The sequence below is a fragment of the uncultured Campylobacter sp. genome (genome assembly GCF_937996225.1).
Classification (GTDB): domain Bacteria; phylum Campylobacterota; class Campylobacteria; order Campylobacterales; family Campylobacteraceae; genus Campylobacter_B.
The window spans coordinates 1-22,783 of record NZ_CALKTC010000080.1; the positions used below are offsets into that span (position 1 = coordinate 1).

The following is a 22,783-nucleotide window of genomic DNA, read 5'->3' on the forward strand; positions in this document are numbered from 1 at the left end:
CCTGCTTCGGCTTTATCTGCTCTCGGCAAAACACGACGCAGAGCAAACGGCAGCGAGCAAATAAGCTTTAAAATTTTAAATCCACGCTGCGATATGAAATTTTGCGCTGTATCCGCAAGACGCGCTAAAGCAAGCGTAAATTTTAAAATTCCAAACCGATTGCGCAGCGGTTCGGGCGTAAATTTTAAATTTCTAAATCCATTGCGCGGCGGCGCTGGCGTAAATTTTAAAAACCTCGTCGCCGTTCGTAAGCCAAAGCGTTTCGCGCTAAGAAATTTTAAAATTTCATATCCACGCTCTGTTTGTTTGCGCGAAAATTTTAAAAATTTCATCGTGCGCCCCTTTTTACGCTAAGCACGCACAAGCTGAAAAACAAAACCGCTCCGAGCGCCTGAATGGCGAGATTTACCCATAGCGTCGCGCTCTGTCCACCCGATAGGAAGCAGATGCGAAAGGACTCGACCGCGTATGTGGGCGGCAGCAGGTGCCCGATGAAGTTGACCGCCGCGGGCAGTCCACGCAGATCGAATATCATGCCGCTAAGCAGCGTCACGGGCAGGTAGCCGATGACGATGGCGTATTCCTGCGCTAGGAATTGATTTTTGCAGATCGCCGAGATCAGCATGCCTAGGCAGGTCATCTCCAGCACGAAGACGCAAAGCGTCGCCAGCAGCATCGCCACGCTGCCGCGGATCGGGATACCCAAAAGTACCTGCCCGTAAACGAGCGTCATCGCGCCGCCCAAAAGCGCTAGGAAATAATACGCGCCGACCTTGGCAGTGACGATCTCAAGCGCGCTTGCGTTGGAGTTGTAAAGCGAGGCGATCGTGCCGCGGTCCCATTCGCGCGAGATCACGACCGCGACCATAAACAGGCAGATGAGCCCTAAAATCCCCACGTACTCGGCAGATACGAGATACCACGTCGATTCGTTGGCTTCGTTGAACCAGCTGCGATAATTCACGCTGACGGGCCTTGCTGCGGCGTTTAAATTTGCGTTTAAAAAGCCGTAATCTTGCGCCAAAACCTGCTCGATTACGCCCGCTACGTAAACATAGCTAAGAAGCGCGAGCTGCGACTGCGTGGCATTTTGGATAAGGAAAATTTCGGCGCCGTCTTTGTTTGAATTGCTCGCGCCGCCTCCTGCACCGCCCGCGCCGCCGCCGTTATTTACAGCGCCGCTAGCGGCGCTAGCGCCGTTAGCGTAAGGGCTTGCATTTTGGAGATCATCCGCACCGCCGATGAGGCCTGTATTCGTATCGCCTGCGCCGCCTATTAAATTTACGCTGCCTTGATTTGCGCCTATGTCGCCTGCGCCGCTACTAGAATTTGCAGTCGCGCCCATACTACCGCCGCTAGAATTTGCGGTCGCGCTGCTTGAATTTACTCCGCTGCTGCCCGCTTCTGAGCCGTTGCCGTATGAGCCCTCCCCTCTTGCGCCGGTACCGCCTGCAGAGGTGTTTATGCCGCTCTCCGTGCTAGTGCCAGCGCCGCCGTCCTCAAGCGGACGGACATTGGCGTCGCCGCTCATATTTTGGATATCGCTTGCACCGTCCATGGAGAGGCTTTCGTCGCTAAAGATATTTAAATTTACGCCGCCGCCCGCGCCGCCGAGTCCGCCCAAAGTGTTTTGAAATTTCGCCGCAAAGCGCGGATCAAAATACAAAATGCTCTCGATCTCGTGCGCCTTAAAATCTCTCCTCGCGCTCTCTAAATCCGTATAGACGCGGGTTTGCAGGTATTTTGAGCCCAAAAATCCGCCGAGTAGATCCCGCTCGATTTTGGAGCTCAGATCGCTTACGAAGCCCACCTTGACGGGCTTTATGTCCATCCGCATCGCGTATCCGTAGATCACGACCAAAATTAGCGGCATCAAAAACGCGATCACGAGCGCCGATCGGTCCTTTGCAATCTGCGCAAACTCCTTTTTTACGAGGATTTTTAAAAAGGTAAAGTTCATCCGCCCTGCCCCTGTGCTCGGATTTTGCGGCACTGCGCCGCTTGCGATAAGCTTTGGAATTTAAATCGCACAAATGCGACTGCCGTATTTTGAAATTTTAACCGCGTGATCGTATTTGACACACCCCAAAATTTTAATTGCAAAAGCGCGGCAACCGAGATTTGAAATTTTAACGGCGCAGACGGACTGCCCGCGCCCATTTTGCTCATCGCACCCTGAAATTTTAATCGCGCGATCGCATACGGCGAGCTTTGAAATTTTAAGCAGTTGCGCGGTACGATCTCGCTGCGGATTTTCTGACGCAAAAGCTCCGCGGCGGCACAAAATCCGCGATGAAATTTTTGCATTGAGGCTTTAAATTTACAAGCTACTCGCAGACTGACCGCCATTTTAAATTTGTGAGCCATTTGCGAGCGAGCCATATTTTGAAATTTACGAGCTGCTTGCAGACCGCTCGCGCTTTGAAATTTACGGCGCAGATGGAGCGGGCTCACTTCGCCGCATAGCTCGCGCAGTATCCATCTACAAAATCCGCGCCGTGTCCCGCCTCGCGATATCTCATTTAAAATTCCGCTACCGCTTGAAATTTCGCAATCTCTTAAAATTTCACCGCCATTTAAAATTTTACTATCGCTCCAAATTTTGCCGCTGCTAAAAATCCCGCTGTCGCTTGGAATTTTACCGACGCCCAAAGCCCGGTTGCTCAAAATTCCGCCGCCGTTTAAAATTTCATCGCCCCGCATGACCCTTGCGCCGCTTAAAATTTTGCCGCGCGGGCGCGCTGGTTTTCGTCCGCCCCGCATAAAATTCGGATCAAAAATCCTAGTCGCTCGCGCAAAATTTAGATCAAAAGCCCTCATCGCCCACCTCGCTTCTAAATTTTTGCACCTCGTTTATGAAGGCCTGCTGCACGCTAAGCCGCCGCCCGTGCTGCACGCAGACCTCGTCGGGACTGCCTAGCGCCAGGATTTTGCTGCGATCTTGGATCAAAAACCGATCGCAATACTCCGCCTCCTCCATAAAATGCGTCGTCACGACCACGCTCACGCCGGTGCGCGCCAGCGCATTTATGCGGTTCCAAAAGAGCCTGCGCGAAAGCGGATCGGCGCCGCTGGTGGCCTCGTCGAGAAACAAAATCTCGGGGCGGTGGATGAGCGCGCACGCCATCGAAAGGTTGCGCCCCGCGCCAAAGGGTAGGTTCTGCCATGTCTCGTTTCGCAGCCGCTGCAAGCCAAACTCGCTCAAAAGCTCCTCTATGCGCCGCTTCAGCGCCATGCCGCCGATGCCGTAGCTACGGCCGAAATACTCTAAATTTTGATAGCAGCTTAGCTTTTTATAAAGCGAGAATTTCTGCGAGACATAGCCGATGCGCGATCTGATCGATGATTTGGCATGACGTAGATCCTCGCCCATGACCGAGATCTCGCCCCCGCTCATACCCAAAAGCGCGCAGATCATACGAAAGGTCGTCGTCTTGCCCGCGCCGTTTGGACCTAGAAGGCCGAAAATCTCGCCCTTTTTGACCTCGAAACTCGTATTTTCCACGGCGGTGAATGAGCCGAATTTTTTACTCACATCGCGCACTTTGATGACGGTTTGAGCCGCATCGAAGCTCCTTTTTTCGTAGCCGAAGTTTGCCGCGCCGATCTCTGCTTTATTTAAAAAAATATACGCATCCTCTAGGCTCGCCTCGCGCGGGCTCAGTTTAAATTTAGCGCTTTCGTTTTCGTTAAATTTAGCGCCCTCGTTTTCATTTGAAATTTTAAAATTTTCGTCGCCCCCGTTTTCGCGCTCCGTGCTTTCGCCGCCTCTGTCTTCGTCGCTACCGCTTAGACTCGCGTTTAAAAACTCCTGCAGATCGCGCAGGCTTATCGGCTCATCGCTTAGCAGATCGACGCTGCCGTCTCTGGGGCAGATGTCGATGAGCGGGGAATTTTTTAAAAACCTTTGCGTCTTAAACATCAAGCGGCGCGCCAGGCTCTGATAATCCTCGCCGCCAATGCGAAAGGTGCGGTCCCGCAGCGCCGCGGTGATCTTTGCGGCACGCTCCTGCGCTATGATCTTGCCGCCGAGCAAAATCAGCGTCAGATCGGCATCCGCCGCCTCATCGAAATACGCCGTCGAAAATATGCATTTCGCGCCGCTTTGATCCAGATACTCGCGCACGATCGCCCACAGCTCCCTGCGCGAGAGCGGATCGACGCCGACGGTGGGCTCATCGAGTACCAAAAGCCGCGGACGAGCCGCAATCGCGCAGGCGACGCCGAGCTTTTGCTTCATCCCGCCGGAGAGCGAATCCACGGCGTAATCTTTGAATTTCAAAAGCCCCACGCGGCGCAAAAGCCCGCGCAGATACTCCTCGCCGCTTTTTAGATCAAGCCCTTTTAGGCCTGCGAAGATATTTAAATTTTGCCAGACGCTAAGCTCCTCGTAAAGCCCTAGGCTCTGCGACATATAGCCGTTTGCGCGGACGAATTCTTTATTTTCGCCGCTAGGGGTGAAGCCGGCAAATTTTATCTCGCCGCAATCGGGCGCAATGATGCCGCAGATGAGCTTTAAAAGCGTGGATTTGCCCGCGCCGTCGGGGCCCGTGAGGCTGATGAGCCGCGGCGCGTCGCCGATTCGCAGATCGAAATTTTCAAAAACGACGTTTTTGCTGCGATCCTCTCGCAGGTAAAATTTCTTTAAATTTACGATATTTAGTAGATCCAAGCCTAGCTCCAAATTTTATATTTACTCGCCCCGTCGCTTGGCGCGACGAACGAGACCTACGCAGCCAAAAAGCGCTCTTTGTCGCGACGCCTTGCTTCTGCAGCCGCCGAGACGTCGTGGTTTCGCAGCCACTGCGGCGTCTTAGTTTTGTGACAGCCGCGGCATCTCGGTTCTACAACCGCCGCGCGCTTTAAATTTAGCAACGAGCGTCGAACAATTTCGCCCAAACCTCGCATAAATTCGACGCAACTTACCGCAAGCGCGCGAAACTAAGCCCTATCGCGTCTGGGCGCCCTGCAATCGCCCGCTCGAATTTTGCGTGCCCGCACGATCGGCGTTGCTTACGGCTCGCGCAGAATATTCCGCGCGCCGCCCGATCCGTCTTGAGCGTGTGCATATCGCATCGGCTAGCCGCGCCGCTAACGATGCACACACAACGCGCATGGACGGGGCGGTCTCCAAAACATGAAGCGACCCGTGAGTATCCGCGATAAATTCGCTTCAAAACGCAAACGAAAGCGAGTTTTTAGACGCCTGGCGAGCTGTGAGCGCCGAGCTCTCTATCTGCGCTGCGCCTCTCGGGGTAAAATTTCATCGCTGCCCGCCTTTTGGGCAAAATTTCACTTCCGCCTGCCTTTCGAGGTGAAATTTACCGCCGCCATCTCTTTTGACGAAATTTTACCTAGTCTCGACTTTCCTTAACATAGTACCGATTTCAGCTACTGCGTCCTTTGGGGCGAATTTACCGCTACTCGCAATCGGTATTTAATCGCGCCGTTCGTTTCGTAGTGAATTTTACTACCGTCCGCGCTCGGTTCAATCGCCGTTTGTTTGTCGCAAAACGCCCGCTAGAAACAAAGCCCGCTCTCGCTCTACCGCCGGCTTTTACCTATTCTCCGCCGAGATGCAAATTTTAAAATTTAACTCGCGCTGTTTTGCGCCAAAATTTCGCCGAAATTTTACTTGCCGCGCTGCAAAATTCCGATCTTTTATCCAAAGCCGCTGCCGGCTCACGTAAAACCCGCACGATAAAATTTACGCCGCCTTTCGCCTTTGTACGGCACCAACCCTAAGTGCGCAGCATTTTATAATCGTCTGCGCCGAAACGATGTACCTTTAGACGTAGCAAAAAATTTCATCGCCCTGCTCTGCTAAACAGGCGCCGTTTAAATTCCGCCTCGAAGCGCGCTTTTAAAATTTCATCAGATTCACGCTGTATGAGCGTCTCGCGCGGCGTTGCGTAAAATTTTGTCGGGCGATGGGCTCTGCTATCCAAATTTCGCCCGCAGTGTCCGAAGCGCCGCCCGCGTGCTAAATTTCAAGCCCGCACTTAAAATTTAGCGCACAGTGCTCGCCCGTTAAAATTCCACGCTGATCGGCTGGCCTAAGCGAAACTGCCCATCTTCGTCGCTAAAATCGGCGCGCGCCTCCCACACGAGATCGGCACGCAGCTCCTCGGTCTGCACCGTGCGCGGCGTGTACATCGCGGTTTGGCTCACGTAGGCGACCTTTGCGCTCGCGCCAGAGCCGTCCGCAGCGATGATCCGCACGCTCTGCCCGGCACGCAGGAAACGGAGCTGATTTTCGCTCAGATAAAATTTCGCACGCTTATTTTTTACTTCGCTGAGCTCAAAAACGCCCACGCTGGGTATGCTGATGTCGCCAAGCTCCTTAAGGCGCGCTCTGATCTGCCCGCTAAAGGGCGCTTTTAGCACGCTTTGTGTCTCGATTTGGTAATTCAGATATTTTAGATTTTCCTCGCAGCTTGCCAAATTTGCGCGGGCGGCGCCGATATCCTCGCCGCGGTAGCCGCTTTGAAGCTGGCGCAGATTGGCCTGCGCACTTTGCAGCTGGGCTTGCGTGCGCTTCATCGAGTAAAACGCCTCGTCGATCTGCTGCTTGGACGCGGAGTTGGTTTTGCCTAGGCTCTTTAGGCGTTCGTTCGTCAAAGTGGCGAGCTGTAGGGCGTTTTGCAGCGCGCTTACATTCGCCGCCGCCATCTCGATCTCCTCGCTACGAAAGCCGCTTTGTAATTTCTGCAAGCTAAATTTAAGCCCGTCGCATCTCGCGATCTGAATCTGCCTTTGAAAGCTCAGATCCGCCGTATCCAGAGCCGCCAAGACGTCGCCAGCCTGCACGAAATCGCCCTCGTCGCGATAAAGCGCGCTTATGCGGCCGCTGCGCTCGAAGCTAAGCGAACTCTGCCTGATATCGATGATGCCGTAGGCCTTGTGCGCGACCTCTTCGCGCCTATCGAGATTGAAGTAGATCGCCGCGGCGAGAGCGGCCAGCGCAAAAACGACGAAAATTAGAAGCCTTTTCATAGATCGCCTTAAATTTTGATATGCGGTTATTATAAAATAACTTTTCTAATGCGGCGCTGATATTTGAGGCTCGGGCGGTGATTTTATAAATCGATCGCATTAAATTTGTCGTATTGAATTGACCGCCGCGAGCGGGCTAGATTTTGAGCTTGGGAGGATAAAATTTAGCCTATCCGCGCGATTTTAAGCGGTACGGCTTGTAAAATATCGCTACTTTTTGAATTAAAAATTTTAAAATTTTAATAAGGAGGCTCCGCTTTCAAGCGGAGCGTGGAAATTTAACGTGCGGTACCGCGCTAGCACTGCGGGCGAAATTTTGTCGCAAAAGCAAGATTTTAATATGAGATTGGAATTTTAATGCGCGGGCACCGCACTAGCACTGCGGGCGGAATTTATCGTTTATTGCACGAATAGCGCGTAAGTTGCCGCGAACTAAATTTTATCGCGACACCTATAGCTATCTGCGCGGCGAGTTGGAATTTACGGCTCCCGCTAGCGATAAAATTTTACGCGGTATAAGCCGACGGCGTTTGAATGCGACGGAAATTCTAACAGCGCGGCGAATGAAATTTAAGAGGGCTCCGCTTTCAAGCGGAGCGCGAAATTTAATGGGGAAATTTAGCGAGATTTGGGCTCATCGAGCCTAAATCTCGCTCGGTCGCACAAAAGCTGAAATATTTAAAACTCGCCTTTAACCGCGGCGATCCATTTATCAGCCCTCGCCTGCCAGTGCTCGTCGCCCTTAAAATCGATCGTAAGACCTACGAATTTGCCGTTTATGAAGGCGCGCGAATGTTTAAATTTATAGCCCTCTGCGCCCCAAGCGCCGATGAGATCGGCCTTTTTAAGCACCGGCAAAAACGCGCTCATGCCGCTGCAAAAATCGCTGCCGTGGCGCTCGACGTTGCCAACGCCTATGAGCGCGACCTTGCGTCCGTCAAAATCAGTTTTATTCAAAAGCTCCAATTTTTCGTCGAATTTGGCCTGGATCTGTCCGTCGCCGTGCGTCGAGGCCGCAAAAATAAACGCGCCCGCTCCCGCCAAATCCTCCTCGCCAAGTTCTTTGGCCTCCTTGATCTCAAAACCGAGCTTTGAAGCGATATATTCGCTCACGACTTTCGTATCGCCGCCTTTGGTGGCGTAAACTAATAGTTTTTTCATTTTCTCTCCTTAAAAATAAGAATGATTCTAACAAAATAAGATAAATTTTGAGTGAAATAAAAATTTTATAAGGCGCCCAGATACGGCACAATGCCTCGTATCCGGATAATTTTAAGCGGCAGTGAGCCGGTAAATTTTAACGCCGCCGCTTAACCGCTCGTATAAAAACTCATAGTATAATGCCACCCGTAGCTCATTACAAAGGAGAAAACATGAAGAATTTCACATTATGTTTGATCGCAGCGATAGCGCTTTGCGGCTGCGCGACCCCGCAGGATCGATATGGTGGAGATATTTATGACGCGAGCGAAACAAACCGCATGAGGCAGAGCGATCGGATCGAGATCGTCGATGTCCTGCCCGCCAAAATCAACGTAGAGCGCTCCGAGGGCAATACTGGTAAAATTTTAGGCGGCGTCGCAGGCGGAACTACGGGTGCGGTCATCGGGCATAAGCTCGGCAAACATAGCAGCAGCAGGCGCTTAGCCGAAACTGTAGGGCTCGTGGGCGGCGCGGTGGTGGGCGCGGTCGCCGGAGATGCGATCCAAAACTCCCAAAAGACGGTGCAAGGCTCCAACATCATCTATAAATTTAAAGGTAAGGAGTACTCATCCGTGCAAGCCGATCCGCCGTGCAGATTTAGACGCGGCAAGGCTCTGCTGATCCACACGGGCGGCGAAACGCGGGTGCAGCCAAACTCTGGATGCTAACAGAACTCGGTATGTTAAATTTAAAGCCGCCCAAAGCTTGCGGTGAAATTTTAAAATTTCACCGCGATGTTTAAAATTTAAGAGCGGCTAATTCACGAAATTTAAAGCGATCTATGAAATTTTAAAGGGCGCTAGTTTTGTAAATTTGCGCTCTTGAAATTTTAAAATTTTAAGGGGATAAATTTGAAAAAGAAGTACATTTTATCGCTACTGGCTCTGCTTTCAATCGTTGTCGTTTTGTATTTTACGGGTTTTTCTTTTAGCAAATTTAGATATTTAAGCGATGGTGCAATTTTAAAAAATTACCTAGATGCCTCCTTACTTGATAGTGTTAGGCGCGATGACTGGTACGGAACGCGTCCTAAATTTTATATCATAGAAGAAAATCCAACTACGGATGAGATAATGCGAACCTTAAAATTAGTGGTCGAAAATGATGTAAATAAAACCGTAGTTATATCGAAACATCAATATTTTGAGGGCGGCGGACTGATAGAAAACGTTTCGGTTGAGAGGCTAGAGCCTTTCGAAGCTTTAAAGAAATATTACACTATAAAAGAGGCTACGAACGACATCGTTAAAGGGGGAGAATGGGAGGATGGTAAACCAACAGAAGAATATGTGGATATACCAATTGGGCAAGCTTTTGCGATTCTAAGTGATGACAAGTACTTTGTAGATATCTACGCAAGGGACAGCTTTCTTAATAAAGAAGGAAGATATTTTGCATATAAATTAATTTCATTTTATGGCTATTACAGTAACTATGAAGAATACCATAATAAGGTTTTATATGATAAAAACTATGCAGTAAACGGCTTAAAAAGAGATATAGATGAATATATCGGCAGTTCGGATAGGAACGATTTAGAAAACTATCTAAAGAAAATTCCCCAAATAGTTTCAAAATATTATGGAACAATAAGATGAAGATAATTTTAAGTAGTTGCGGAGAAAACCGCCAAAATCCATAAACACAAATTTTAAGATACCTAAGGAGGATATTGTAGGAAGAAATAAAGATAACGCCAAACGGAATTTATCGCAAGATTAAGACATATCAGATACCCTATCTAAATTTAATCTCAAATTCTATCCGAGTCTTTAAATTTACCCAAACTCTCTCGCGTATTTCATCCCCAAATCATACGCCTTTTCATTTAGCGCACGGGTTTTTTTAGGCACAGAGCGGAGCATTTGAGCTTTTACGAGCCCTACGTCCATGCAGCGGCTAAGCTCTACTGCGATCGCTAGAGCCACGACACTTTGAGTGATGACATTTCCAACCTCGTATTTTGCGATGGTAATGATTGGAATTTCATAAATTTTAAAGTTTATCCTATCCTCATCGCTCGGTGCTACTAAATTCGGCTCGATTACGATCACGCCACCTTTTTTCACGCCATTTTTGAAAGCATCGTAGCTACTCTGCGCCGTTGCGAGCATGAAATCGATCTCGCCCTCGCTCGCGTAAGGATATAGAATTTCTTCATCGCTTAAGATAATATCCACTTTCGTAGGTCCGCCGCGTACCTGAGAGGTATACGTAGATGCCTTGATTCCATAGCCGCCGTGCGCGATCTTTGCCGCAGCTAGAATTTCACCCGCTAAGATCACGCCTTGACCGCCCACCCCCACAAATCTTAATTGATTCATCTTAGTCCTTCAAAATTTATCGCTTCGCCGCTTTGCGCCGCGTCTATCACCTTTTGATACGCTTTTGTGTATTCGGTGCGCTCATTATCTTCGTGCAAAACTCCAAGCGGAAATAGCCCCGCTCGCTCATCCTCGCTAAGAGCGTCAAATTTTGCTTTAGAAATCGTGCGCGAATCAAGCCACTTTAGCATTTGCACCGCCTCGCTCATTTTATTTTTACGACCCAAATTTACGTGGCAATTGCTAAAAATATCAAAAAAACTATAACCCTCGTGCTCAAAGCCCTTGGCTAGAAGTCGCTCGATTTTTTCTGGATTTGTCACGCTCTCGCGTCCGACAAAAGTTGCTCCGGCAGCGATTGCAAGTTTCGCCGCATCAAAACTGGGATCGACATTGCCGTATTGCGCCGTAACCGTCCAAAACCCGCGCGGTGTCGTAGGACTCGTCTGCGAGTTCGTGAGCCCGTAGATGAAATTGTTTACTAAGATATGATTTAGATCGATATTGCGGCGGCATCCATGGATCGTGTGATTGCCCCCTATCGCAAGCCCGTCGCCATCGCCAGTGACTACTATTACGTGCTTACCCGGATTTGCAAGATTGATACCCGTAGCATAAGCTATCGCACGCCCGTGCGTCGTATGGACGGTATTGCAGTCTATGTAACTAGACATCCTACCGCTACAGCCGATACCGCTTACCACGCACACATCGTCCATACTCCAGCCTACGCGGTCAATCGCGCGGATGATCGCTTTTAAGATCACTCCGTCGCCGCAGCCCCAGCACCAAAGCGTAGGCATCTTGTCCGTTCTTAGATATTTATCGTAATCAAACGCCATTTAAAGCTCCTTTACTTTCTCGATAATCTCGCTAGGGCTGATCGGCCTGCCGTTTGCCTTAAGAAGCGTCTTAAAATCATCTCTCAAGCAAGCGCGCTGCACCTCTAGCAGATACTGCCCTAAATTTAGCTCGGCGATCAAAATTTTATTAAATCTCTCTCCTAGCTCCCTTAGCTTGCGCGCTGGGCTTGGCCACAGCGTGATCGGGCGAAAAAGTCCCACACGCACGCCTTGCCCACGTAGCTTTAAAATCGCGTCTTTTGCTGCTAAGCTAACGCTGCCGTAGGCGATGATGCAGATTTCGGCGTCATCTAGCATAAATTCCTCGTATTGCACGATCTCATCTTCATACGCCGAAATTTTATTAAAAAGCCTTTTTATAGAGCGATCCACGATCTGCTCGTTTTCGGTCGGAAAGCCCTTCGCGCCGTGATGAAGCCCCGTTATGTGATAGTGGTATCCCCTAAAAAAGGGATTTAGCACCGCAGGCTTATCCGGCGCAGCATCGTAGGGCTCATAATCTTTCGGACTACCTTTAAATTCCGCCCTGCGCTCGATTTTTAGATCCGAAATTTCAGGCAGCACCGCCTTAGCCTGCATATGCCCAAGCGTCTCATCAAGCAGCAAAAATACCGACGTCATAAACCGCTCGGCTAGATTGAAAGCGCGCACGGTCTGCGTATAAGCCTCCTTTAGTGAGCCCGGGCACAGCGCGATGCTTTGAAAATCGCCGTGAGTGGGGTTGCGAGCTTGCAAAATATCGCCCTGCGCCACTCTCGTAGGAAGCCCGGTGCTAGGACCTCCGCGCATAACATTTACGATTAAAAGCGGAATTTCAGCGATAAAGCCAAGTCCAATCTGCTCTGATTTTAGCGAAATTCCAGGACCGGAGCTTGCCGTCATCGCCTTCGCACCGCTCATAGATGCGCCCAAAGCTACAGAAATGCCCGAAATTTCATCTTCCATCTGGATAAATTTACCTCCGACCTTAGGTAGCAAGCGACTCATCTCGTGCGCGATCTCGCTGCTCGGCGTGATCGGGTAGCCGCCGAAAAAATTACAGCCACAATCAATCGCCGCACGCGCAATTAAGGCGTTGCCTGTGGAAATTACCTCTCTCATTATGCGTCCTTGGGTTTCATAAAATTATTGTTTTTGATCTTTTCAGCCATCTCTCTAGCCTGCGAGCTTAGACGAGCGAATTTAAAGCCCTTGGGCGCGACGAAAATCGCAAAATCAGGGCAGTGCAACTCGCACTCCCTACAGCCGATACAGGCGCCCTCATCCACCACGTCGATCATCATGCCCTGCACGGCGCCCTCGTCCTGTCTCATCGCGATCGCGCCGCTAGGACAGACGCTTACGCAGATATTGCACGCCTTACAGCGGCTCTCATCCGTCCAGACGGCGCGCTGGCTCTCATTTTCGCTCATATTTTCTCCTTAATTTATCAAAATCTGCACTAAATCCCGCCTCGCGATTTAAAATTTGAAATTTTGCGGCGCAAGCCTGCTTTGATCGCATTAAAGTCCTCTCGTTTTTAAATTTTGCAGAGTTTAAATTTTAAAATTTTGTGGCGTTTAAAAAATTTTACGTCACGCAAAATTCTGCGCCAAAGTAAAATTTTAATCTATGAAATTTCACAGCGGGCAAAATTGCGCAAATTTTAAAATTCCGCAGCGAATGAAATTTTACGCTACAAAATTCCGCGAGCTTAAATTTCTTGCCAAAGTGAAATTTGATGCTGCAAATTCTATCACAAGAATTCTGCGCTTTAAAATTTTAGCTCTGTAAATTCCGCGTCGCGTCGAATTCGCTTTATTTCCACTAAAACTTTAGCTCCGCTATCCGCTCACGCATCCGCTCAAGCTGCGCGTAAAACTCGCCCGAGTAGGCGAAATTTCTCTCTATCGCGCCCATTTTACCGACGCTTACGAAGCGCCCCAAAGGCACTCCGGATCTATCCGCGACGCAGCAGGCGAGCGTGTCGCAGGTATCAAAAAGAATGTATTTTATGATCTTTACGATCCCAGCAGCGGGCGCCAAATACGCAGACGTGCCCAGCAGCTCGCCGATCTGCGCGCCGGCACGTTTGGTATTTTGCACCGCGCGCTCGAAAATTTCATCCGAAATTTCAAATCCCAGCTCGTTTTTAAGCGCGATCATCTCTTCGCTATGCGGACCCACGATCGCGCTTCTCATCGATGAAATTTCCTTGCCGCTCGCTCGCGCGAGTTCAAATTTAAGCCGCGCGCCGTCTAGCTCGCCCGCCATGCCGATGACTCGCTCCTTTGCAAACCCGCTAGCCTGCAGCGCCGCATAGACCATCATATCAAGCGGATTGGTAACGACGACGATGATGGAGCTAGGCGCGTATTTTGCGGCATCTCGTGCGCATTGCGCGACGATAGCGGCGTTTGCGCCAAACAACTCCTCCCTGCTCTGCCCCGCCTTTCTTGCGTGCCCCGCCGTGATCACGACGATGCCTGCATCCGCTATGTCGCCGGGCTCCGTGCTGCCGCTTATGCGCAGGTCGCGCTCATAAACCGCCGCCGTATGGGCTAGATCGAGTGCCTTGCCGCGCGCGATCCGCTCTACCGCATCCACAAGCGCGATGCTATCTATCTTTTGGCTCAAAGAATCGCTTACGATAAGATCGTTTGCTACCGCTGCGCCGATGTTTCCGGCGCCGAATATCGCTATTTTCATTGTTATCTCCCAAATATCGGCCCGCATTTTTATGATTGCGGGGTTTAAATTTTAAAATTTAAAGACGAAATCTCGTTTTTTAAATTTAATGCCGAAACGGCCTTAAATTTTACCTCTGCGCCTTTACGTTGCGCTCGTGCTCGGCTTGCGTGCGCGCAAAATCGTGAAGCCCCGTCTTTTTATTTCGCATAAAATACAGATACTCGCTCTTTGCAGGCGCGAAAACGGCGCGTATTGCATCGCGAGAGACCACGCACACAGGCTCTTTGGGAAGTCCGTCGTTGAGGTAGGTGTTGTAGTGGCTGGTGTCGGTGCGGATGCGCTGCGGAGTGATCTTGACGTGCGAAAACTCGCCGTAATTCAGCGTGCCGTCCATCTGAAGGCGCATATTTTTGGCCAAGCGATTGTCGATGACGGAGGCTACGAGGGGCATCTCATCTGCGTTTGCGGCCTCTTTTTGAATGACCGAGGCCTTGATCAGCACCTGCTTCCACGCCGTGGCGTTATAGTCGCCGCTAAGCTCGCGCGACAATCCTTCGTGGAATTTTTGTGCGCTTGAGATGAGGTGGTCGATGATATTTTTTTCGCTTTCGTTTTTGCTAATTTTGTAGGTTTCAGGCACCAGAAAGCCCTCGTAAAACGGCGCCGTGGCGTTGTATTCGCGCTCAAGCTCGCTAAAGCTTAGCCCGCGATCTTTCGCAAGCTGTTTTAAAAACACGATCGTAGTCTCTCCGGGGATCAGCTTGATCTCGTTCATCACGGGCTTTGCGACGCTTAGCTCATACAAAAATTGATATTTGGGCAAATTTTCGCCGCTAAGCTCCAGCTCGCCGGTTTTTGCGCCGCCGTAAAAAGAAAGTAGCCTCGCATCAAATTTCGTAAATTTTGGATAACTCTTTGAGAGTTGCGATAAAATTTTCGTTGAGCTGCCCTGACCTATCTGTACGGTTTTCGCGTTGCCGACGCGCTCGTGTAGATCAAAGCCCACGGCCAAAAGAACGATAGCCGCAAGCTCGATACAAATGCACGCCGCTTTGATGAGCTTTATAAAAAATTTCATGCATTCCTTTCAAAATTTAGCTGAAATTATAGGCAAATAAGCCAAAATTTTGAATAAATTTCATATTATAAGCGCAGTTTTTCGGCACGCTCGATTTGGTTTTGAGCGTAGCTTTTTAATGGGACAATGATGTATAAATTTTTAGCTAGATTTTTTCTTACTCTTACTATACTTTTTATAATCTGCGCGGTAGGCCTAAAGCACGGTATTGCGATTTCACAGCTGGACGTGGGCTTTGCAAAGCTTGAGGGATTTTATCTCAAGCTAAATAAAAGTCTCGTGCTGCGCATCAAAAATCTTGAAATTACGCAAAATAATACACAAAATTTAGAGCAAAATTCCACTGATCTGCGCACGCAAAGCGAGAAAATTTTAGAATTTAGCAAAAAAATCTCGCTCATCAACTCCTTTTTCGAAGAGATCGACGTAGACAATATGAAAATAAAAGGCGAAAGCCTGAAACTAAAATACAAAAGCGACGTTTTTTACGCCGACACGCGGTTTTTTAGGCTAAACTCGCAGATCACGCCGAGCGCAAACGGGCTAAACTTCGATCCGATCGAGCTTGAACTAAATGATTTTAATCTCACTCTGCACGGCACGGCGCGAGCAAATTTCAGAGCCGATACGTATGATTTTAACGGCACCTTCGCTTCGCACGAGATCGCGGGCGAGCTTGACGTGCATAACATCGGCTCGGAGCTAAATATCGAGATAAACCGCGCCTCGGCCTTGAGTCTGAAAAATTTTATGAATGAGCTGGGCGCGCTTACGGGGCTAAATCCTCTTGCGAACGAGTGGATCTACGGCAAGGCGATCGCGCAAAACTACTATATCGAGAATCTGCATGCCAAAATCGATCTGAAAGACCCGCGCCCGATCGCCGAAAATGTTAGCGCCACGGCCTACGCGCAGGATCTTACGATAAAATTTCAGCCGCAAATCGAAGCCGTAACGGTAAAAGATGCCAACATCACGCTCAAAAACGATTATCTAAGCTTCACGCTAAATGAGCCTAAATTTAAAGGCAAAAGCCTGGAGGGAAGCGGCGTGCGTATCGGCGGGCTTTTTGAAGAGAGGCCGATCGTATATCTGGATCTGCGGACCAAGGAGAGTTTGGGCAAGGACCTTATAGCGATCCTGCAAAGCTACGGCATAGACGAGCCCGTATATCCGCTAGGCGGCGGGATCGATGCGCGCGTGCTGATAGACGTGGACGTCGAAAAGGAAAGCGCCAAGGTAGATGCGAACGTGACGCTAAAAGACGCCGATCTGATGATCTCTAAAGCGAAATTTCACTCCAAAGCCGCGCGGGTGCATATCACAGAAAAAAAAATCGACATCAAAGACGCGAATCTGCAAAATGAAATTTTTAACGCCACTGCAAGCGGCAGTATCGATATCGCCACGCGCAAAGCTAAATTTAACGGCGTTATTCATAGCTTCAATCTCTCCCCGAACGGCAAAGAAATTTTAAAATTTGGCGACGCACGAGATAATATAAGCCTTGATTTTAGCGGCAAAGCGCCGGTGCTGAGCTCGCAATTTTTAGGCGCGAAGATGAGCTTCGGCGAGCGGATCGAGATCAGCTCGCCCGATATTAGCGGAATTTTGCCATTTTCTAAGACGCTTAAAAACGCGGGCATTAGCGGCGGAGATCTTAAAATTTTAACCAGCGATTTTACAAACTTAGATATCAGCAGCAACAATCTCATCTTTGATTTCGGTCTGCTGAACAAGGACGGAAGCCATTATAAAAACGACTCTTTCGCGCTTAGAGTGCGCGGCGGCGATCTGGAAGGCTCTAGCGGAAGCGGTAAAATTTCTCTTAAAATCAACAAAGGCGGCAACTTCGTCTCTTTAAAAGACGTGGACGTCGCGATCAATACGAGCGTGCAAACCAGCGAGTTTAATAGCGGCACAAAGGAGCGCTCACCGATAAATTTCAGCGGACAAAATTCTGCGATCGTGCTATCCGATCTTAATAAGACGCTGAAATTTACGCACTTTAACGGCGTGCTGGACGGCAAAAATATGAACCTGAACGCAAGCTTCAAGCGCGGCGACGTAAAGCTGATCTTTAAAAAGAGCTTGCTTCAAATTTTTGCGCAAAACATCAGCGGCGAGGCGCTTAATCAATTCCTGGGCTCGCAGAGCTTCGACGGAGGGGTATTTACTCTAAAAGCAAGCGGCATCGATCCGCGAAACTACCGCGGCGAGATCAACGTACAAAACACCTATCTGAAGGACTACATCATCTATCAAAGGCTGCTTAGCTTTATAAACTCCGTGCCATCGCTGCTTACGTTTAAGACGCCCGATTTCAACGATCGCGGCTTTAGCGTGCAGAAGGGTAAAATTTACTTTCGCCGCAGCGGTGATAAAATTTACATAAACGCGATGAACTTTACCGGCAGTAGCGCAGATATCGCCGGCAACGGCGAAGTGGATATGAAAAGCGGCGCGCTGAATATCGATCTGGAGCTTAAATACCTCAAAGACGCAAGCTCGATAATCTCAAAAATTCCGCTTCTAAATCATATCATCTTGGGCGAAAACAACACGATTTCAACGATCATCGAGATTCGTGGCACGACGAAAAAGCCCACCTACTCGACCGGCGTTGCGACCGACGTGCTAAAAACGCCGTATAATCTCATCAAAAACACGCTGATGCTGCCGTTCGTGATCTTCGGCGACAGCGAGGAGAACAAATGAAATTCCCGCTCGATTATAAGGATAGCTTTGAAAAATCGCTGCTGTTTTGGCTCGTAAAATTCGTGCGCTACAAGCTAAGCGCGCTATCGAATAAGGAGCTTAAAAACGACGCGCTGTTTCGCCGCGCGAGCCTGGCGCTAAATCACGAAGTAGCAAACATCAATGAACTCGAGCGGCTCGCAAAAGACGCACGAAATGCGGGCCTTACGGGCATTAACACTTACTTTAATCCGCTTAAAAAATTTTACGAAGCGATCATGCAGTACGGTCTTGAGAGCATGAAAAATATCGACGAAGAGCTTTTGAGCGAAATTTTAGCTTCGATTACGGGCGGGCTGAGCGATGCGAGCAAAAAAAACTACCGCATCGCCGTGATAAATTTTTTCGGCTTCATCGACCGCCAAAACGAGCAGGACGGCACCTCACACAACTACGGCATCGAGCTTAAGCACTGGGGCGGCGTTAGCGGCAGCTGCGGCACGAAGCTTCCGGAGTTTATGAGCGAGGAGGAGCTGAAGCGGTTTTTGGACGCGATAAATCTAAGCGAGTTTCCCTCATTTGCCCATCGCAATCGCCTGATCGTAAAAATCATCGTCTACACCGGCATCCGCGTGGGCGAGGCGATAAATCTCAAGCGCAAAGATATCGCGCCAGAGGGCGATCTTTTCGTCATCCGAATCCGCGGCAAGGGCAACAAATACCGCATCGTGATGATTAAACGCCACCTGATCGAGGAGCATCTAAACGCACTGGAGACGAATTTCGCAAACAAAGAGGGTTATCTTTTCGTCACCAAAAACGGCGCGCCGCTTACTCAGGCCTACGTCAGCGGCATCGTGGAGAAAATTTTAATGAGCGCGGGCATCCGTAAGGAAAAAAACGGCGCTCATATGCTGCGCCACACCTTCGCGACGATGCTTTACAAAAAGCAAAAGGACCTCGTACTCGTCCAGGAAGCTCTCGGCCACGCGAGCCTAAATACTTCGCGCATCTACACCCACTTCGACAGCGACAAACTGCGCCTTGCGGCGAAGGTCGCGGAGGAATTCGAGGAGTGAAATTTTAAAATTTGAGGTAGCGAGAGGCTTGCTTGAGCGAGATTTTTTGGGATTTCGTTTTGAAGCGGCTTTGAAATTGTTTTTTATGGAATTTATTTCACAAAAGTTTTGGAATTTTATTTTGAAAATTTTAAAATTTATTTTTCATATTCGAATAACAAAATCCAAAATCCTGCCTTTCGCATTTTATAATTTAACTCATTAACTCGGCAAAATTTAAAATTAACGCGCGAGCCCTAGAGCTTGATCGCAAAAGAATCTAAAATTTTACTCTTTTGGAGTATAGAATAATTTACTTTTTAGGTTTTCTCATGCGATTTTGCCTAAAATTCCAGATAAATTTAGTGCAAAATTTCATTTAAATTTTGACGATACGGGATTTCATCCGAGGATTTTATAAGCAAAAGATAATCGACATATTAAGAGGTAGCGGATATAAAATTTATCTGCAAATTCCGCAAGGATGGAATTTCTGATTTAAAATTTAAACTCTCAAAATTTTATAGTTTGATTTACTTCCAAATTCTTATCGCACCGAATTCTCCTTAAAATTTAAAGACGCAAAAGATTTGCCACTAAAGTTTGCTGCAAAATTTACCGACGCGAAGTTTACTTCGTAAACAGCGCAGGAATCATATAGAAATTTCTAATAAAATTTAAAGAGATAAAATCATCGGCATGATTATTTTAGATTTATTTTACGACAGAAATCCCGCTCTTGCGAGCAGGATTTCATTTCTTAGGGGGATAAGAAAAGGAGTTTAGGCTAAATAAATTTAGCCCGAGATTTCGTCTAGCCACGGAATTCGCGGCAAAAAGGAGCAAAAAGACGAAATCTCGCGCAAAATTTTAAGCTAAGATTTAAGCGATCGGCTCGCGACAATAAACCAGATTTGCGACAGCTTCAAAAGCTATCGCAAAAAACGCTGTGCCGCAAGCATCAAATCAGACAAGCCTTTGTTTTTTGAAATACTCACGCGGAGCCTTGCAGAGCGGACAGGCGCCAGGAGCTTTCTTTCCGCGATGAACATGCCCACAGACCTCACACACCCAAACTTCCTCGTCAAAACTCTCGAAAAAGCCCTCCTCTAGCAGGATCTTTTGAAGCTCGTTGTATTCGCGCTCGTGCTCCTCCTCGACCTTGCCAATAGCGTTAAAAAGGCGCGCAACCTCTTTTTTACCCTCTTCGGTCGCGATTTTAGCAAAGCTCGGATACATGCTCTCGTGCTCGTAGCGCTCGCCGGCGGCGGCATCAAGCAGATTTTTATCCATCTTATCAAGCGGGATACCCGCAGCCGCGTGATGTGCCTTTAGCTCGGCTCTGGCATGCCATTTTTCGTTTTCGGCAGCCTCGTAAAAATGTCGCGCGATAGCGTGAAAGCCTGCCTCTTTGGCCAAATCGCCGTAAAGATCATATTTGTTGCGCGCTTGCGACTCGCCTGCGAATGCCTTCATTAAATTTACCTGCGTCAGATCCTCGGTAATGCATTTCATCGGCTCTCCGCAGCAGCTAAGCGTGCCGCCGCCTACTTTTTGCACCTCGACCTCCGCGCCGCACTTGTCGCATCTGTAAGTTTCGTACTGTCTCATTTTCAACCCCCTTATCAAAAATTTTGTGGAATGATACCAAAGCTACTATTAAATTTTACTTAATAAATTTTATTCTTCTCAATAAATTTATATTTTTGAGAAAATTTCAGCGTGAAATTTCCATCCGTAAAATCTAAATTTAAGGTTTTTCAAAGCAAATGGAATTTCAAGCGAAAGTGCTAACACTCGATCATCTAAAAATATGAAATTTAGTTTTCTGACTCATTTAGTCTACGATTTCAAGACGAGCCACATCATTGGAAATTTTTTAAAATTTGAAAGTTATCTCAAAAATAATTTGCTAATTTTGCCGCGCAGTCTTATTTCACGAGTATATGACAATGCTCGGCAAAAGTAGCCTTAAAATGCGCAACGAGCCGCCCAATTGTAATTATGAAGCGTTAAAAGCGTAATTAAGGGCACTGCAGCATTACCATTTTGCCGCTATGATCAGTACTATGATCAGTAATATCTGAAAATTTATGAACGTCAAATTCTAAGCCGCAAATCGAGCAAGGAGGAAATTTATCGACTTCCTTCTTGCCTAAAAGCGAGCAAATTCCGCCTATTGCCGGATTATGTCCAACGATAAATACGCATTCCGCGCTAGCTGCGTTAAAATTTCGCACAATATCTGCGCTAGAAATTTCCACATTGTTGCAAGATATCGCATTATTTTCGCTAATGCTAGCGGGAATTTTAGCGCTCTTAAAAGCAGAATTTTCCGCGTTTGCGTCGCGAGGTTTTTCGCTACTCAGACCAACCGCATTGTATTTTTCAACATTCACACTGCACCCAAAAAATCGTTTCTCATCCAAGCTGCGAACAAACTTTGCCAAATCCCATAAGCTTGCGTCGTATAACTCTCGCAATGACGCTATTTTTTTTGTCGCATCCAACGCATTAGCGATAATTTGCGCCGTATGGAGTGCGCGTATAGCCGAACTTGTAATAATCAAATCAGGCATAAGTCCCAAGCTGCGCAGCTTTTCTCCGAGTTTAATTGCGCAAAGTTCGCCCACTTGGCTTAATGCCCGTTCAAAATCGCTTTTGCCGCCGCTTTGCGCCTCGGCATGTCTTATAAAATATATCCGTTTCATCCGCATCCTTTCATAAAATTTTATGTATAATTTAGCGTTAAATTCTACAAAATTCTAAATTTTTTCTGGATCATTCCAAAGCCATAACCGACCACAAATCCCGCTATGTGCGCATACCATGCCACATTTACGCCCATTAACATCGGTGCAAAGCTCATTATCAAAATTGCGATAAAAATCCCGCCCGCATTGCGTTCATCAAAATAAGCAATCACGCCTAAAAGCACACAGATAGCGCCGCTAGCGCCTACGATATTGACGATTTCTCCCATGCTCATGGCATAACGGATATAAATCAGACACAAAGCGCCACTCAGCAGCCCGCCTACGATGTAAAGTAGCGTAAATTTTATCCCACCGAACGCCCGCTCTAAAATCCCGCCGAATTGATACAAGACTGCCATATTCATCGCTAGATGCATCACTCCGCCGTGCATAAAAGATGAACTTAGTAGCTGCCACGGCATCCCCTCGAAAAAATATGGATTGAGCCCGAAAAATAGGTAGGACTTAAAGCCGAAAAAATATTCTAATGCGAATGAAATCACGAAAAATAGGACATTCACGGCGATGATCGCGAGAGTAAATTTGCCTGATTGCATGAAGCTCCTTAATTTTTCACGCATAGTAGCAAAATTTTGATTAAATTAAAGGCGTAGTGTGATTTTATAGGCTCGAGTAAATTTCATAGATAAGTGTTGGCATCAAAATTTCGGCGAATAGTTTTAATTGCAAGCGCCTTATCAAAATAGCTGCGCTAAAATTTAGATATAGAGCTTTAAATTAAAATCTCCATAATAAAATTTAGACCATAAATCTTTTTTGAAAGTTTTACGTAATTTATAAAGTTTATCTGATATCAATTAAAAAACAAGCACGCTGCAAATTTAATGACGATAAAATTTCAGTTATATAAAGCTACTTTGTAGAATTTTATGTAAAATTATAAGTATAATTTTACTAAGAATAACAAAAATTTGAGTTCAAATTAATTTCAAAATAAATTTTAGAGTAAATATTTTAAATTCTTTTTATAAGATTACCGCGTTAAATTCGTTATTTCTTGTATAATTCTATAGTCTGCACTAGCGTATAATTAAAGGCACGGATATTATTAAAGAATCGAAAAACGTGTGCATTATAAAATACAAAACGTTCTTTATATAATGCTAATTTGATTTGC

Annotated in this window: 22 protein-coding genes; 7 read left to right on the plus strand and 15 right to left on the minus strand. The window is 47.7% G+C overall.

Annotation, left to right across the window (positions count from 1 at the left end):
• Window positions 1-354: hypothetical protein (locus tag Q0174_RS09320; protein WP_298043516.1), on the plus strand; the 354-nt coding region annotated here is incomplete at its 5' end.
• On the opposite strand, the gene Q0174_RS09325 is transcribed toward Q0174_RS09320, so the two are convergent.
• Genes Q0174_RS09325 through Q0174_RS09340 form a run of 4 tightly spaced genes read right to left on the minus strand, consistent with a single transcriptional unit; the run spans window position 329 to window position 4,899 of the window.
• Window positions 329-1,960 (minus strand): ABC transporter permease, encoded by a 1,632-nt coding sequence (locus Q0174_RS09325; protein ID WP_298043517.1) that lies wholly within the window; start codon window positions 1,958-1,960, stop codon window positions 329-331. The two genes, Q0174_RS09320 and Q0174_RS09325, sit on opposite strands and share 26 nt — an antisense overlap.
• Window positions 1,957-2,820, minus strand: a complete 864-nt coding sequence (locus Q0174_RS09330; RefSeq protein WP_298043519.1) for a hypothetical protein — start codon at window positions 2,818-2,820, stop codon at window positions 1,957-1,959. The genes Q0174_RS09325 and Q0174_RS09330 overlap by 4 nt, the downstream gene beginning before the upstream one ends.
• Window positions 2,807-4,672, minus strand: coding sequence for an ATP-binding cassette domain-containing protein (locus Q0174_RS09335; RefSeq protein WP_298043521.1), 1,866 nt, complete (start codon window positions 4,670-4,672; stop codon window positions 2,807-2,809). The genes Q0174_RS09330 and Q0174_RS09335 overlap by 14 nt, the downstream gene beginning before the upstream one ends.
• A gap of 56 nt (window positions 4,673-4,728) precedes the next feature.
• Window positions 4,729-4,899: a hypothetical protein gene (locus Q0174_RS09340; RefSeq protein WP_298043522.1), complete on the minus strand. Its 171-nt coding sequence runs from the start codon at window positions 4,897-4,899 to the stop codon at window positions 4,729-4,731.
• Window positions 4,900-5,137: 238 nt separating this feature from the next.
• On the opposite strand from Q0174_RS09340, the gene Q0174_RS09345 reads away from it, so the two are divergent.
• A complete protein-coding gene (locus Q0174_RS09345) occupies window positions 5,138-5,374 on the plus strand; it encodes a hypothetical protein (RefSeq protein ID WP_298043524.1) in 237 nt (78 codons plus the stop codon).
• A 656-nt stretch (window positions 5,375-6,030) separates the two neighbouring features.
• Here the strand turns inward: Q0174_RS09345 and Q0174_RS09350 are convergent.
• Together Q0174_RS09350 and Q0174_RS09355 are read right to left on the minus strand one after the other, a co-directional pair.
• Complete coding sequence (locus Q0174_RS09350) at window positions 6,031-6,996, minus strand: HlyD family efflux transporter periplasmic adaptor subunit (RefSeq protein ID WP_298043526.1); 966 nt, start codon at window positions 6,994-6,996, stop codon at window positions 6,031-6,033.
• A 678-nt stretch (window positions 6,997-7,674) separates the two neighbouring features.
• Window positions 7,675-8,157, minus strand: coding sequence for a flavodoxin domain-containing protein (locus Q0174_RS09355; RefSeq protein WP_298043528.1), 483 nt, complete (start codon window positions 8,155-8,157; stop codon window positions 7,675-7,677).
• Between the two features lie 212 nt (window positions 8,158-8,369).
• Between Q0174_RS09355 and Q0174_RS09360 the strand changes: the two genes are divergently transcribed.
• Together Q0174_RS09360 and Q0174_RS09365 are read left to right on the plus strand one after the other, a co-directional pair.
• Window positions 8,370-8,867: a hypothetical protein gene (locus tag Q0174_RS09360; protein ID WP_298043530.1), complete on the plus strand. Its 498-nt coding sequence runs from the start codon at window positions 8,370-8,372 to the stop codon at window positions 8,865-8,867.
• A 183-nt stretch (window positions 8,868-9,050) separates the two neighbouring features.
• On the plus strand, window positions 9,051-9,797 hold the full coding sequence (locus Q0174_RS09365; RefSeq protein ID WP_298043532.1) for a hypothetical protein: 747 nt from the start codon (window positions 9,051-9,053) through the stop codon (window positions 9,795-9,797).
• 180 nt (window positions 9,798-9,977) lie between these two features.
• Here Q0174_RS09365 and Q0174_RS09370 read toward each other — a convergent pair whose 3' ends face one another.
• Genes Q0174_RS09370 through Q0174_RS09385 form a run of 4 tightly spaced genes read right to left on the minus strand, consistent with a single transcriptional unit; the run spans window position 9,978 to window position 12,798 of the window.
• Window positions 9,978-10,523, minus strand: coding sequence for a 2-oxoacid:acceptor oxidoreductase family protein (locus Q0174_RS09370; RefSeq protein WP_298043534.1), 546 nt, complete (start codon window positions 10,521-10,523; stop codon window positions 9,978-9,980).
• Window positions 10,520-11,365, minus strand: coding sequence for a 2-oxoglutarate ferredoxin oxidoreductase subunit beta (locus Q0174_RS09375; RefSeq protein ID WP_298043535.1), 846 nt, complete (start codon window positions 11,363-11,365; stop codon window positions 10,520-10,522). Before Q0174_RS09375 ends, Q0174_RS09370 begins: the two co-directional genes overlap by 4 nt.
• Window positions 11,366-12,487 carry a 2-oxoglutarate synthase subunit alpha gene (locus Q0174_RS09380; RefSeq protein WP_298043537.1) on the minus strand — a complete coding sequence of 374 codons (1,122 nt, stop codon included), beginning with the start codon at window positions 12,485-12,487 and terminating at the stop codon, window positions 11,366-11,368. It abuts the gene before it with no gap.
• Window positions 12,487-12,798, minus strand: a complete 312-nt coding sequence (locus tag Q0174_RS09385) for a 4Fe-4S binding protein (RefSeq protein WP_177388316.1) — start codon at window positions 12,796-12,798, stop codon at window positions 12,487-12,489. The genes Q0174_RS09380 and Q0174_RS09385 overlap by 1 nt, the downstream gene beginning before the upstream one ends.
• 199 nt (window positions 12,799-12,997) lie before the next feature.
• Between Q0174_RS09385 and Q0174_RS09390 the strand changes: the two genes are divergently transcribed.
• Window positions 12,998-13,159, plus strand: coding sequence for a hypothetical protein (locus Q0174_RS09390; protein WP_297905158.1), 162 nt, complete (start codon window positions 12,998-13,000; stop codon window positions 13,157-13,159).
• A 33-nt stretch (window positions 13,160-13,192) separates the two neighbouring features.
• Here the strand turns inward: Q0174_RS09390 and Q0174_RS09395 are convergent, their stop codons facing one another.
• Window positions 13,193-14,074, minus strand: coding sequence for a malate dehydrogenase (locus Q0174_RS09395; protein ID WP_298043539.1), 882 nt, complete (start codon window positions 14,072-14,074; stop codon window positions 13,193-13,195).
• Window positions 14,075-14,183: 109 nt separating this feature from the next.
• A complete protein-coding gene (gene mltG, locus Q0174_RS09400; protein ID WP_298043540.1) occupies window positions 14,184-15,134 on the minus strand; it encodes an endolytic transglycosylase MltG in 951 nt (316 codons plus the stop codon).
• Window positions 15,135-15,263: 129 nt separating this feature from the next.
• Here mltG and Q0174_RS09405 point away from each other — a divergent pair, with 129 nt between their 5' ends.
• Both Q0174_RS09405 and Q0174_RS09410 read left to right on the plus strand, forming a co-directional pair.
• Entirely contained in the window at window positions 15,264-17,852 is a 2,589-nt protein-coding gene (locus Q0174_RS09405; RefSeq protein WP_298043542.1) for an AsmA-like C-terminal domain-containing protein, read from the plus strand.
• Window positions 17,849-18,910, plus strand: coding sequence for a tyrosine-type recombinase/integrase (locus tag Q0174_RS09410; protein WP_298043543.1), 1,062 nt, complete (start codon window positions 17,849-17,851; stop codon window positions 18,908-18,910). Before Q0174_RS09405 ends, Q0174_RS09410 begins: the two co-directional genes overlap by 4 nt.
• A gap of 945 nt (window positions 18,911-19,855) precedes the next feature.
• Here Q0174_RS09410 and Q0174_RS09415 read toward each other — a convergent pair.
• The 3 genes from Q0174_RS09415 to Q0174_RS09425 form a co-directional block, all read right to left on the minus strand.
• Window positions 19,856-20,500 carry a ferritin family protein gene (locus tag Q0174_RS09415; protein ID WP_297990377.1) on the minus strand — a complete coding sequence of 215 codons (645 nt, stop codon included), beginning with the start codon at window positions 20,498-20,500 and terminating at the stop codon, window positions 19,856-19,858.
• 413 nt (window positions 20,501-20,913) lie between these two features.
• Window positions 20,914-21,600 (minus strand): histidine phosphatase family protein, encoded by a 687-nt coding sequence (locus Q0174_RS09420; protein ID WP_298043544.1) that lies wholly within the window; start codon window positions 21,598-21,600, stop codon window positions 20,914-20,916.
• Between the two features lie 44 nt (window positions 21,601-21,644).
• Window positions 21,645-22,202: a rhomboid family intramembrane serine protease gene (locus Q0174_RS09425; RefSeq protein ID WP_298043546.1), complete on the minus strand. Its 558-nt coding sequence runs from the start codon at window positions 22,200-22,202 to the stop codon at window positions 21,645-21,647.
• Window positions 22,203-22,783: the final 581 nt, after the last annotated feature.